The sequence below is a fragment of the Pantoea sp. M_10 genome, from assembly GCF_008631515.1.
GTDB classification, from domain to species: domain Bacteria; phylum Pseudomonadota; class Gammaproteobacteria; order Enterobacterales; family Enterobacteriaceae; genus Pantoea; species Pantoea anthophila.
This window is the reverse complement of sequence record NZ_VWUL01000010.1, coordinates 140,674-152,422: the sequence shown is the minus strand read 5'-3', so window position 1 is coordinate 152,422 and position 11,749 is coordinate 140,674. Positions and strand designations below refer to the sequence as shown.

The following is an 11,749-nucleotide window of genomic DNA, read 5'->3' as shown; positions in this document are numbered from 1 at the left end:
TGTGGCTGTACAGAGTAATGTGCGTGAACTTCGTCTGGCCGCCGGGCTGTCACAGCAGAGCGCCGCAGAGCGTTTCGACCTCAGTCTGCGCGTCTGGCAGACGAAAGAAGCTGCAGCCAATCCTGCGCTGCTGAGTCAGGGTGAATATGAGTTGCTGCTGCTGCTGGCCGGCCGTCATCCTCATTTCGTTCTTGCACCGCAGAATAAAAAATAGCGGCAGCCCGCTATCCTGATTTGATTCCCGGTGATAACAGGCTCCGGTGAAGCGGAAAAAATCTATTTCCCGGCTTGAAAATGTAGCGCTAATCCCTATTTTGAAGGTGATCGGGAATCTGAAACCGGTCAGATGAACTTTTGGATGAACCTGTTCAGGAGATTATCACGATGTCACTACAACCCTTTTCAGTTTTGCCTTCGCTGGCTGATTCCGTTTTTTCAGACCGCTTCAGCCGCATCGATAAATTGTTCAGTCAGCTGACGGGTGACAGCCCGGTCACCTCCGTTCCCGCTTATGATCTGCAGCGCGTGGAGGATAACCACTATGCGCTGACCGTCAGCACGCCTGGCTGGAAAGAGCATGAGCTGGAGATCGAGTTACGTGGCGGGCGTCTTTCCATCGCCGGTCACAGGGAAAAAGCGTCGCAGGAATCGACAGGCGAGACCCGGGAGGATAATGGCGGCTGGATCCATCGCGGGATAGCGCGCCACGACTTCCAGCTGAACTTTTCCATTCCGGAGCATATGAAGGTCACCGGAGCCAGTCTGGCTGAGGGATTACTTCGTATCGATCTGATTCAGGAGATACCGGAGAGCGAGAAACCGCGTCGCATTCCGATTGCCATCGGCGGTCCGCGTACGCTTGAGCATCACTGATAGCTGCAGGGCGGAAATGGCAAAGGCTGTTTCCGCCTTTTTGATCGCAGGCAGGCAAAAGAAGTCATGGAATCAGGCGCTGGCGGAGAGGGTGTTTTCAGGCAGTTTCACGCGGGTGTCTGTTCCGGTCAGCATGACGGGATCGCCTGCCTCAAGACTGGACTGAAAAATTGCCTTCATGGATGGCGTAATTCCGTCGCCACACCACATCAGATGGTGCTCAAAGCGGTGATTCGCCACGGCAGGCACGCCTGACGCCTCGGCGGCCACTTCAACCCGGAATCCCTGTCCGTTGAGCCGTATCGCTTCCATCCAGATCTCTGTCTCATCCGTCACGCTGACCGCTTCAAGGAACAGCGGGATGGTGCTGCGTCGTCTGGCGGCCTGCGCCAGGCGTTCCCACTGACCCACCACGGCGGTGTGAAAACGCTCAAGACGCTGCGCTGCCCCTTCGCTGACGTCAGTACGCAGCCAGAGATTAAGCGGGCGCAGGTAGCAGTTCACATAATCATCGCCACAGTAGTCAATGTTCATCATCCGCAACTCGCGATGAATATCCTCGTCTGAGCTCTGAGAGAGCAGCTGCAGCATATCCTCTTCCCGGCAGGCCCAGCCGCCGGGCAGCGTAACACTGGGCCAGTTAAGCGCTGCATGGATATCGAAAAGCGTATGGCCGCCTGACGTCATATCCCGCACATAGAGGGCACGCGTAAGCTGATTATCTGAATAACCGCCAGCATCCGGTGGCGTAATCAACCCGGCGCGGCGCCAGCGTCTCAGCGTTTCAGGAAGAACACCGACAAGCGCACATATCGTGTCGGTAGAGTGTTGAGGCATGATTGGTATCCGTAAGGTTTTGGGCTCCCGTCACCAGGGAAGTCAGCGTAGTATGCGCGCCAGCGATGAATAAAGAAACAATCATTTCCATAATGTATCGGGTGTTGCACAGCGGGGCGGGGTCGTTAACATCCATGAGAGAAAAGGGCAGGCACCGGGCGCGTAAACGCCCGGCGGGAAAAGGGGATTACCAGTGATACTTGTTGGAATCTTCCCACTCTTTCACTTCCTGCTCGGCACGATCTTTCTCGTAGCCGTAACGTTCCTGAATTTTACCGACCAGCTGATCGCGCTTCCCTTCCACAACGGTCATATCGTCATCCGTGAGATCGCCCCATTTTTCCTTAACCTTACCTTTAAACTGCTTCCAGTTACCGCCAATGCGATCTTCGTTCATGGTGATTCTCCCAACTCGGTGATTATCCAGGGATCTGATGAATATCTGTTGGCCAGATGGCTGTCAGATGGATCAAGCATGGCACAGCTTTTGCTCTTTGCAGCGAAGCGGTGTGAGCCGCATCAAATTATGAGCAAAACGGCAGCGTGCAAGCGGAAGTCAGGCGGGATTACGCCGGGCGTCGTGAGGGCCAGCTGACGGCAGGCAGGGCGTTGAGAGCAGGGCGCGCAAACAGAAAACCCTGGTAATAGCGAACCCCGGCACCTTCAAGCCAGAGCCACTCTTCAATTTTTTCAACGCCTTCTGCGATGACCGTGATTTCCAGCGCCTGACAGCATTTCAGGATGGCCAGCACAATCGCCTGACGCGGGCCGCTGCGGTGAATATCAGTGATCAGCTTGCGATCGATTTTAACTTTGTCGGGCTGAAAATCGGCTAACAGAGACAGGCCAGCAAAACCGGCGCCAAAATCGTCGAGCGCCAGGCTGATGCCGGCCGCTTTCAGCTGGCGCACTGCGGACTGAAAGGCGTCAAAGCGTGAGATGACCTCATCTTCAGTGACTTCTACCACGACCTGCTCCGGTCGCAATCCCTGCAGCCGGATTTGCTGAAGAAGATGATCGACCGCCCCCTCGATCATCACCAGTGACATCGGCAACAGGTTAACGGAGAGGGTCTGATCGCCCAGGCCAAGCTGTCCGGCCAGCCGGAAAGCATAGGTCTTGGAGTGAAGATCGGCCTGATAGCGCTGGCTTTCCGGTAGCTGAGAAAAATAGTCGGCGGGTGAAGCGCCATGCTGACCGCGGATCAGGGCTTCACAGGAAACAATCTGGCGATTTGTGGCATCCACAATCGGCTGCAGCGCAAACGCACAGCGCTGATCGGCGGCCGGCGGGCAGGAAAGCGCTACAGCGGAGGAGGAGGGAGTGGTCAGTGTCCACTGACTGGCTGGTTCGATCTCAATAAAAGTCTCTTTATCCCGTCCTTCAACAAACGAACGCAGGAATTTGACGACCCGATCATGCCGGATACGCTCCTCATTAAGCGTGACCCGGCCAAGCAGAGCCTCCACCACGGTATGCTTCTGATAGTCTCGCAAATCAAACAGGGCCATGCCGGCGTGACCAAATCGCCGTGCCGGGGCGTAGTCACGCATCAGCTCGATCAGATTAAAATGCCGATCGTCCTGACTGATTCGCTGAAAAACCGTGTGGACATTCTCAACGCTCCCCTCCAGCACCTGAAAAAAGTGCTGCCCGTCATAAAGCAGGATCCCGGTGACCTCGGCCGCGGCGTTTTTAACACTGGCACGCTCCACCAGCGCCTGCAGTTTCTCCGGCGAGACAGAACCCGCAAGCTGGCTGCGGTAAATAAGGGTGGAGAGCATAAGCGGACTCGCATGGCAGTTGAGACTTATTAACCATATCACAGATATTTCGGGGGTTAAGGGCACAACTGAAATGATTATGCTGTTCTGCTTTCGGTATTAATATCGCTGTGAATCCCGCCCGGGGTTAAGAGGCATTAATCACCATTTTCCCGGGACAGCGATCAGGCAATTGTAATAAAGCAGAAAAGCCCCCCGTTAAAGCGGGGGCGAACAGAAGATATAGCGCATTATTATAACGACACAGCATCCCTGGTGAGGCGCTGGTTAATCGGATGTTCACAGGTTGCTTTCATCAGCCCTTTCATGCTGGCCGGTGAAACGTGATCTCTGCTGCTGCACTCTCTGAAAAAGTGCCCCCTGTTTAAGGGGGCAAGGGTAGGAGTCAGATCACTCTGTAAAGGAAGTGGATTTCGTTACAGAGCCATTTAAAGATAGGGCAAAAGCGGCCTGAATGCCGCTGCGGTTAACCCTTTTTTTAGTTTGATATCAGATGATTAGAATGATCACTTTAATGCATTTTTAGGTTAATCAATGTGTTAAACGCCAATGAAAACGTTTTCTAAGATTTGGATTAAAGTCCCGTTTCGCTGGCGGACACGGATAAAAATGGCAGGGCAGGGCGTCCTCCGCAGCCGAAAACCAGACAGGCTTGACCGACTCCGGGAATAATTATACTGTTTATATATACAGCTGATGGTAGTGAGACGTTACGGGGGCAATGCAATGCAACAGGATGATGCTGTCTGGATCGCATTCAGAGAGGCGATGAGGCGGGATAGCGAGGGGCTGTGTACGATCAGCACCCGGGACTTTGTCACGCAGCTGGACCTGCACAACACACCTCACACCATGCGAGCGGCGAATGTCTGGATAGAGATCCATATCACGACATTCCGTGATATCTCCACCGAACCGGGTGAGTGCCGGCTGTTTCAGGTTCCTGCGGCGCGCAATTAGCGCGCACCGCAGCACCATCAGGCACTCAGCCTGCCTGCAGAGACAGGCTGAGGCCGCAATCAGGCCCTGACGCTGCTTTGACGCAACCCGGCGCGGTCCTGGTAGTTAGGCCTGGCAGAATAGCTCTTCTCGCAGCCCGTGCGGGCCATATTCAGAGCCACTTTGCGTTTTTTCAGCTTAATTTTCGGTAACCACTCTTTAAACTGTGCCGTCAGCGAGGCCGCCTGCTGTTCGTTTGCAACGCGACAGATAAACAGCTTGCTCTTGGTCTGACGGGTGACATCAATGGCGTAGATCTCAACGCCACTGCTGCATGCTTCATATTCAACATCCGTAAACTGCATGTGTGGCCAAAGACCGGTTCTGGTTTCAAATGTGGCTAAATCCATGATGACTACCTTTTTTTATTGTAAGCGTTAGTGCTGTCCGGCAGGTTAAAACCTGGTCGGGCCAGTGAGCATAGACCAGAATCAGCATTCCGCCAGTCAATTCACTAATTTAATCTGGCCCTGCCACAAATGGCTAAAATCCGAGTTGCAGGTGCTCCCGCCACAACGAGGTTTGCCATGCCCTGAGGCTGCTGAGCGCGCTGACAGGGCAGGATTTCGCTGTCGCGTTCTGCCGCTGACAGCCGCCGTGTACCCTCTCCGGGAGAAGAGCAGGCTTAGCGTTGCCGATTACCTGAGCACTGCTGTTAAATCAGCCACGTTATTATCAGATCGCCACAACTGACATTCAGTGCTTATATCCGGCATTGTTGCTGCATATAACGATAAAGAGTTAAGGGAGGAAAGTGAGCATGGATGGCGGGATGTAAATAATATGTTAACTCTAAAAGAGAATAAGAATCAGCCTCTTTGCGTTGTTAGTTCACTCTGCGTCAGGCGCAAGAAAAAAATAAAAAAATATATCTCCCGCGATCAATTAAAGCCCCGCTGAAGAAAGCCGATAAGAACGATCCAGCATTAACTTTTGTTCAAATTATTCTTTCTCCCCAGGGGTGCTTTATGACTATTACACAGCGTCTGGTAATGATTTTCTCACTGCTTGCAATGTCACTGATTGCACTGGTGATTATCTCGTTATCTGTAATTTCGGGTTTTCAGTCCCGTTTTGAATATGTGCAGGTGAACGCGATACCCAGTATTCGCGATCTGAATAAATCGATCAGCGTAACCAATCAGTTAGGCATTGCTCTTTACCGCTATCACAGCACCAGCGATGAGACAAAGTTCCCCGCTGCAGAAGAGCGCATTAATAATCTGCTGCAGCAGATTAAATCGCTGAACGATTATTACATGGCCAATGACATCTCCAGCGATGAAGACAAGGCGATGACAGAACAGGCTAACAGGAATCTGGATGCGGTGCGCAGTGCACTGCCGGCTTTCCTTGCCGCATCGCGCGCTCATGATGACGCAGTCACCCTGCCACTGTTGCAGAGTGAAAATGGTGTGGGCGCTGCAACCCGTAAAATGGAAGCGGACTTCACCCGTCAGATTCAGCTGAACATCGACATCGGCGAACAGCTGCGTGCTGAAAACAAACGCGTCTACACCCAGACCCTGTGGGCGATGTCAGTAGGATCATTACTGGTGATCCTGATTCTGGCTGCCTTCTCCGTTAAGGTGATCGTGGGCATCAAGAGAAGCCTCTCTGGCATCGTGAATACCATGACCCAGGTCAGCCACACGCTTGATCTGACGCATACTGCGGATGTCAGCCGTAAGGATGAGATTGGCCAGACGGCCATGGCGTTTAATCAGCTGCTGGCGCGCGTCTCTGGCACGCTGCTCTCGGTGAATCATGCTGCGCAATCAGTCAGTACGGGTTCAACGCAGATCGCAGCAGGTAACGAAGATCTCTCTGCCCGCACCGAGGAGCAGGCTGCTTCGCTGGAGCAGACCTCAGCGAGCATGGCCACGCTGAGTGAAACGGTGCGGCAGAACTCCGAAGGCGCGCATCAGGCCAGCAGTCTGGCGAATAACGCCAACCATATGTCGATCCAGAACGGAACGGCTGTGAAGCAGATGCTCACCACGATGGATGATATTCGCGCCAGCTCGGCCAAAATCTCGGAAATCACCGGGCTGATTGAAGGCATCGCCTTCCAGACGAATATTCTGGCGCTGAATGCGGCGGTGGAAGCAGCACGTGCCGGTGAACATGGTCGCGGTTTTGCCGTGGTTGCGTCGGAAGTGCGTAACCTGGCACAACGCTCCTCGTCGGCTGCCCGCGAAATCAAAGACCTTATTTCCACGTCCGTTTCGCAGGTTGAGCACGGCTTAGAGCAGGCCAACAGCGTCGGTTCAAACAGCGAAAACGTGCGTCACGCGATCCAGCAGGTCGCCGATCTGGTCAATGAGATTGCCGCGGCTACCTCTGAGCAGAGCAAAGGCATTGAGCAGGTTCATCAGGCGATTGGCCAGATGGACGAAGTGACGCAGCAGAACGCCGCGCTGGTGGAAGAAGCCTCTTCTGCCTCGAAATCACTTCAGGAACAGGCCGAAACGCTGTCGGCGCTGGTCTCGACCTTTACCGTTGAAAGCTCAGGCCGTGTTGCACCGCAGCTGCAGCCACAGACCGCTTCTGCCTTCCGTCCGGCTAAAAAGAGCCGTCAGCCTGAACCGCAGAGTGTTGACCTGAGCAAAGCAAACTGGGAAAGCTTTTAAGCTTTAAGCTGTTCCCGAAAAGCCTCCACATTGTGGGGGCTTTTTTTTTGCCTTTATTTCATTTTTATTTCAACGCATCACGCTTCTTTAAATTAAATGAAAACGATTTCATTTATTATATTTTCAGGGCCTGCCCGGTAATAACGGTTTGAATATTAATTGCCCGGGAAGGATAAATTAATCTCTTATCCTTAATGATAATTATTCCTGAAAAAAGACGGCAGCTAGTATCGGCTGATTCCGGGCTAACTTTAATTTCTTTATTTTCCAGATGTTGATGCTGAAGTCTGGCTTAAGGCTTTACAGGTGATATTTGTCAGGAAGCGTTCATGGCATTGATATCTGTCGTTATTTTTCGGTTTGGCTTAAGTGAAAGTGGCTGTAACTATCGTCTGTTTATTCACTGTAAAATAACCTGGCGCAATCTATACTCTCTCTTGCTGTTATCCAGCCCTTTATTTAACTAAGTAAATTTCATTGCCTTCAGGCGGCTTCGTGCTACGCGCAAACCGCTATGGGCTGCATATGAAGAATTCGTAAAAATAAAATTACATTACCCATTTTGGGTATGACATCACCTGCATGCTTAACACATCAGAGCGGAAAAGAATGAAAAAAGTACTCGACCGGATTAATTTGCCAGCAAAATTCCTTTTACTGGGAGCCTTTGCACTGGTGCTGTTTGTTTTACCCACTTTTCTCTTTATTCAGACGGGCAACCAGCTCATTGACACCAAGAAAGTTGAACTCACCGGTATTCCGGTTGAGAAAAAAGTACTGCAGCTGCTGAGCCTGCTGCAGCGTCATCGGGCAGAAAGCGCCATCGCCATTGGCCAGAACAGAATGGATAACCCACCGCGTCTGGCGTTAGTGACCCAGATTAACAGCGTATCTGAAAGCATTGCTGCCGATCTGCGTCAAAGCAGTGAGCAGGCGCAGCCATTAACGCGTCTGGACCAGGTTAATCAGGAGTGGCGTCAGCTGCAGGAAGATCTGGTGGGCGGACGACTGACGCTGGCGACCAGCCTGGCACGGCACACGCATCTGATCCAGGTTCTGCTGGAAACGAATCAGGATGTACTGGATTACTACCAGCTCTCACTGGATGCTGATTTGAATACCTACCAGCTGATCGTCAGTGTTTATAGCCGACTGCCGCTGCTGACCGAGACGCTGGGTCAGATCCGTGGCGGGGGGGCTTCACTGATCGCCAGCGGTAACATCTCTGATGCCGATCGCAGCCGCCTGGCCTTCCAGATCGATAATGGCAAAACGGCGCTGTCACAGTTCAGCAGTAACATGGATAAGGTATTCACCATTGAACCGGATCTCAAAGCGATGTTCGGCGAGCTGGCGCAGAATGCCAGACAGCAGGCTCTGAATGCTCTGCAGCAGGCTGAAGGGGCGATTGTGACCGGGAATGTCACGATTACGCCGGTAGAATATGTCCGTATCTTAACCGAAGCGATTAATCGCTATGGCATGCTGGGCAGTCAGAGCAGCAACCAGCTGCAGATACTCCTGCAGTCACAAATCGATGAGCGCCGACATGCACAGTATCTGTTGCTGTCCGGGCTTCTGGCGATTGCCCTGCTGGCGATCCTGCTGGCCGTGATGATCACCCGTTCGGTCACCCGGCCGGTCAGAGAGGCCGTGGAAGTCGCCAGTCGCGTCGCCGCCGGTGATCTGACGGCGGAGCTGACCGTGTCCGGCAGCAACGAAATGGCTGAGCTGCTGAATGCCCTGATGCAGATGCAGCAGCGTCTTGCCCAGCTGGTCTCCGATATCAAAGGCAACGCCGCGACCATCGCCAGCTCGTCGGAAGAGATTGCCCGCGGCAATGGCGACCTCTCGTCACGCACCGAAGAGCAGGCGGCGTCCCTGGCGGAAACGGCTGCCAGCATGGAGCAACTGGCGTCCATCATGCAGCAGAATGCCGAGAACACCCGCTTTGCCTCTGAACGCGCGGATTCTGCGACGCAGGCGGCCCTCTCCAGTGGCTCGGCCATGGATTCGGTGATGGAAACCATGCACAAAATCCGCGGCAGTTCGGGACAAATTGAAGAGATCACGTCGGTAATCGACAGCATTGCTTTCCAGACCAACATTCTGGCACTGAATGCGGCGGTTGAAGCGGCGCGTGCCGGAGAGCAGGGTAAAGGCTTTGCCGTTGTTGCCTCAGAGGTGCGGGCGCTGGCACAGCGTTCAGCGACAGCAGCCAAAGAGATCAAGAGTCTGATTGAGCAGTCGGTGCTTCATGCGCAGGAAGGGATCACGATGGCCCGGAACGCAGGCGACAGAGTGAAGCAGAGCGTCAGCGCGATTGAACAGACTTCTCAGCTGATGCGCGATATCTCCTCCTCTACGGAAGAGCAGACCAGCGGCATTTCGCAGGTCAATATTGCGGTCAATCAGATGGATCAGGTCACCCAGCAGAACGCCGTGCTGGTTGAAGAGTCCGCTTCTTCTGCGGATGAGCTTGCCGGGCGGGCCGTGCAGTTGCGTACCCTGGTCGCGCTGTTTAAAACGGCCTGATAAGACCGGAACAGCCGTCGCCTGAAGGGGCGGCTGTTCGGTTACTGTGTCACGCCTGATGATCCTGCAGACAGGCAAGATACTTCTCTCCCGATCGCATCACCTTCTCTTTCGCCTGCTGAAGAATATCCTGACCTTCAAAGGCGCCATAAAGCTGTCCGAATGTCACACCCGAGAGCCGCTGCAGAATGTCGCCAACCGTCGCCGCAGAGAGCGGCAGCATGTTCGGATAGCTCCACATAAACGACACGCCATGCGCACCCGGCGTAACCTGCAGAATATCACCCGCCAGAATGATCCCGTCGCCTTCGTCCCGGTGCAGCACGCAGCCACCCGGGAAATGCCCCCCCAGCCGTAACAGCGTCACACCCTGCATCAGCGTCAGCGAGTCGCCCTGCCAGAGCCGGATATGCGGGCTCTCCCGGACGATCCACTGCCGATCACGGGCATGCAGATGAATGGGCGCGTTAAACGCCTCTGCCCACTCCTGCATCGTGGTGTAGTAGTGCGGATGTGAAATCGCGATGGCATCAATGCCGCCCAGCGCCGCGATCAGCGTAAAGGTGGCATCATCAAGGTTGGCAAGGCAGTCCCACAGCACGTTGCCCTGCGGCGTCCGCAGCAGAAAAGCGCGCTGGCCGATGGCAAAAGCCGGCACGGTTTTAAAACTTAACAGCGCCTCACTGTGTGCCGTCCATTTATTGGCATGGCTGGCGCGCAGCTGGTCGAACGGGATCCAGCCCTGACCCGAAGCCGGGATATACTGACGTTCATCCTCACAGATTTTACAGTGCTGATGAGTGGCCGAAGCAGGATAGGCGGTGCCACAGGCGGTACATAACAGGGTCATGATGTTCTCCTTTGTCTCGATCGGAATGATGCGCACCCGGCGGCGCCTTTATCGCCTCAGGGCTGACGGCGCAGGGTAATCCGGGTCAGCTCCGAGGGGCGGCCCAGCCTGATCGCCATGCCAGGCCAGAGCGCCGTGCCGTTGTTGACATAAAGCTGCATTCTGCCGACCTGATAAAGCCCGGAAACAAAACCGGCGTTGGGTTTTGCAAACAGGCGATCCAGCCCGACAATCAGGCCTCCGTGCGTATGGCCGGAGAGCTGCACATCGACACCCTGTGCGGCGTTCTCGCGGGCATGACGTGGCTGGTGGTCCAGCAGAATAATGGGGGCGTTTTTGGGAACCTGCTCCAGCGCACGGGCCAGATCGGGGCCGGTCGCCTGTCGGCGCGGCGCGGAGGCGTCGGGCAGACCCGCAATGACCAGGCTGGCTTCACCGCGCTGAATCACCGTATGGCTGTTAAGCAGCGGCTGCAGTCCCAGCGAAGCCAGATGCGCCGTCCAGATCGCCTGATGAAAGAAATATTCGTGATTGCCGGTGATGGCCCAGACGCCGTCGGGCGCAGCCAGACCGTGCAGTGGCGCAACATCATGCCGCCGGTGTTCCAGGCTGCCATCGATTACATCCCCCGTCACCACAATAAGGTCGGGCCGGAGGGACATCGCCCGCTCCACCATGGCGCGGGTCCAGGCAGCATTAAACAGTCGCGTGATATGCAGGTCGGTCAGTTGCAGAAGCTGATAGCCATCAAACTCAGCAGGCAGATTCGGCAGGAACAGCGTCACCTCTTTGACGGGAGGCACCCGTATTGCCTGCTGAACCCCGAAAGCCGCCAGCCCCATCGCCAGCAGGACGGTCAGATAGCGCGCACCGGGTGACAGCGGCAGCGGATGTCGCAGCAGCAGGGCTAGCAGCATGACAGCATCCAGCACGATCTGAAACACGGCCAGCAGCAGCACGGTGCCGTAAGCCCAGTTAAACAGAATGATGATGGCGCGGGGCATCTCGGCCGAGAAGATCCCGCCGGATGTGAAGCGACTCACCAGCAGATATTGAGAGGCCAGCAGCGCCAGTGCAGAGAGCAGGATTTTTGCGGACAGGGGCAGGGACAAAGGAATAATGACGCGGGCAATGACATACCAGCTGGGTAAGCTGAAAATCAGGTGAAACATGGCAATTTTCCGGTGAGGCGCTGACGGTCAGCGCAGGCAGTTAAGAGAGGATAGCGAATGAAACCG

11 protein-coding genes are annotated in these 11,749 nt (G+C 54.7%); 5 read left to right on the top strand and 6 right to left on the bottom strand.

Annotated elements, in window-relative coordinates; translation table 11 throughout:
• The first annotated feature begins 1 nt into the window (after position 1).
• Together F3I47_RS20770 and F3I47_RS20765 are read left to right on the top strand one after the other, a co-directional pair.
• Positions 2-214 carry a transcriptional regulator gene (locus F3I47_RS20770; RefSeq protein WP_150042103.1) on the top strand — a complete coding sequence of 71 codons (213 nt, stop codon included), beginning with the start codon at positions 2-4 and terminating at the stop codon, positions 212-214.
• 170 nt (positions 215-384) lie between these two features.
• A complete protein-coding gene (locus tag F3I47_RS20765; RefSeq protein ID WP_150030327.1) occupies positions 385-873 on the top strand; it encodes an Hsp20 family protein in 489 nt (162 codons plus the stop codon).
• A gap of 72 nt (positions 874-945) precedes the next feature.
• Here the strand turns inward: F3I47_RS20765 and F3I47_RS20760 are convergent, their stop codons facing one another.
• From F3I47_RS20760 to F3I47_RS20750, 3 genes are all read right to left on the bottom strand, one after another.
• Positions 946-1,710 carry a MerR family transcriptional regulator gene (locus F3I47_RS20760; protein WP_033736893.1) on the bottom strand — a complete coding sequence of 255 codons (765 nt, stop codon included), beginning with the start codon at positions 1,708-1,710 and terminating at the stop codon, positions 946-948.
• 187 nt (positions 1,711-1,897) lie between these two features.
• Positions 1,898-2,107: a CsbD family protein gene (locus F3I47_RS20755; protein WP_009093260.1), complete on the bottom strand. Its 210-nt coding sequence runs from the start codon at positions 2,105-2,107 to the stop codon at positions 1,898-1,900.
• A 169-nt stretch (positions 2,108-2,276) separates the two neighbouring features.
• Positions 2,277-3,494, bottom strand: a complete 1,218-nt coding sequence (locus F3I47_RS20750) for a diguanylate phosphodiesterase (RefSeq protein ID WP_150030326.1) — start codon at positions 3,492-3,494, stop codon at positions 2,277-2,279.
• A gap of 726 nt (positions 3,495-4,220) precedes the next feature.
• Here F3I47_RS20750 and F3I47_RS20745 point away from each other — a divergent pair.
• Positions 4,221-4,454, top strand: coding sequence for a hypothetical protein (locus tag F3I47_RS20745; RefSeq protein ID WP_009093263.1), 234 nt, complete (start codon positions 4,221-4,223; stop codon positions 4,452-4,454).
• 59 nt (positions 4,455-4,513) lie between these two features.
• Here F3I47_RS20745 and F3I47_RS20740 read toward each other — a convergent pair whose 3' ends face one another.
• Positions 4,514-4,843, bottom strand: a complete 330-nt coding sequence (locus F3I47_RS20740) for a hypothetical protein (RefSeq protein WP_046103071.1) — start codon at positions 4,841-4,843, stop codon at positions 4,514-4,516.
• 618 nt (positions 4,844-5,461) lie between these two features.
• Between F3I47_RS20740 and F3I47_RS20735 the strand changes: the two genes are divergently transcribed.
• Together F3I47_RS20735 and F3I47_RS20730 are read left to right on the top strand one after the other, a co-directional pair.
• Positions 5,462-7,126 carry a methyl-accepting chemotaxis protein gene (locus tag F3I47_RS20735; protein WP_150030325.1) on the top strand — a complete coding sequence of 555 codons (1,665 nt, stop codon included), beginning with the start codon at positions 5,462-5,464 and terminating at the stop codon, positions 7,124-7,126.
• A gap of 609 nt (positions 7,127-7,735) precedes the next feature.
• Entirely contained in the window at positions 7,736-9,661 is a 1,926-nt protein-coding gene (locus tag F3I47_RS20730; protein ID WP_150030324.1) for a methyl-accepting chemotaxis protein, read from the top strand.
• A gap of 49 nt (positions 9,662-9,710) precedes the next feature.
• Here the strand turns inward: F3I47_RS20730 and F3I47_RS20725 are convergent, their stop codons facing one another.
• Both F3I47_RS20725 and F3I47_RS20720 read right to left on the bottom strand, forming a co-directional pair.
• Positions 9,711-10,511: an MBL fold metallo-hydrolase gene (locus F3I47_RS20725; RefSeq protein WP_150030323.1), complete on the bottom strand. Its 801-nt coding sequence runs from the start codon at positions 10,509-10,511 to the stop codon at positions 9,711-9,713.
• A gap of 56 nt (positions 10,512-10,567) precedes the next feature.
• Positions 10,568-11,683, bottom strand: a complete 1,116-nt coding sequence (locus tag F3I47_RS20720) for a metallophosphoesterase (protein WP_150030322.1) — start codon at positions 11,681-11,683, stop codon at positions 10,568-10,570.
• Positions 11,684-11,749: the final 66 nt, after the last annotated feature.

What these genes read in the sequence shown, in the direction of transcription:
- F3I47_RS20765 (WP_150030327.1), top strand. Translation starts at nt 385, where the DNA reads ATGTCACTACAACCCTTTTCAGTTTTGCCTTCGCTGGCTGATTCCGTT.
- F3I47_RS20760 (WP_033736893.1), bottom strand. Translation starts at nt 1,710, where the DNA reads ATGCCTCAACACTCTACCGACACGATATGTGCGCTTGTCGGTGTTCTT.
- F3I47_RS20755 (WP_009093260.1), bottom strand. Translation starts at nt 2,107, where the DNA reads ATGAACGAAGATCGCATTGGCGGTAACTGGAAGCAGTTTAAAGGTAAG.
- F3I47_RS20750 (WP_150030326.1), bottom strand. Translation starts at nt 3,494, where the DNA reads ATGCTCTCCACCCTTATTTACCGCAGCCAGCTTGCGGGTTCTGTCTCG.
- F3I47_RS20745 (WP_009093263.1), top strand. Translation starts at nt 4,221, where the DNA reads ATGCAACAGGATGATGCTGTCTGGATCGCATTCAGAGAGGCGATGAGG.
- F3I47_RS20740 (WP_046103071.1), bottom strand. Translation starts at nt 4,843, where the DNA reads ATGGATTTAGCCACATTTGAAACCAGAACCGGTCTTTGGCCACACATG.
- F3I47_RS20735 (WP_150030325.1), top strand. Translation starts at nt 5,462, where the DNA reads ATGACTATTACACAGCGTCTGGTAATGATTTTCTCACTGCTTGCAATG.
- F3I47_RS20730 (WP_150030324.1), top strand. Translation starts at nt 7,736, where the DNA reads ATGAAAAAAGTACTCGACCGGATTAATTTGCCAGCAAAATTCCTTTTA.
- F3I47_RS20725 (WP_150030323.1), bottom strand. Translation starts at nt 10,511, where the DNA reads ATGACCCTGTTATGTACCGCCTGTGGCACCGCCTATCCTGCTTCGGCC.
- F3I47_RS20720 (WP_150030322.1), bottom strand. Translation starts at nt 11,683, where the DNA reads ATGTTTCACCTGATTTTCAGCTTACCCAGCTGGTATGTCATTGCCCGC.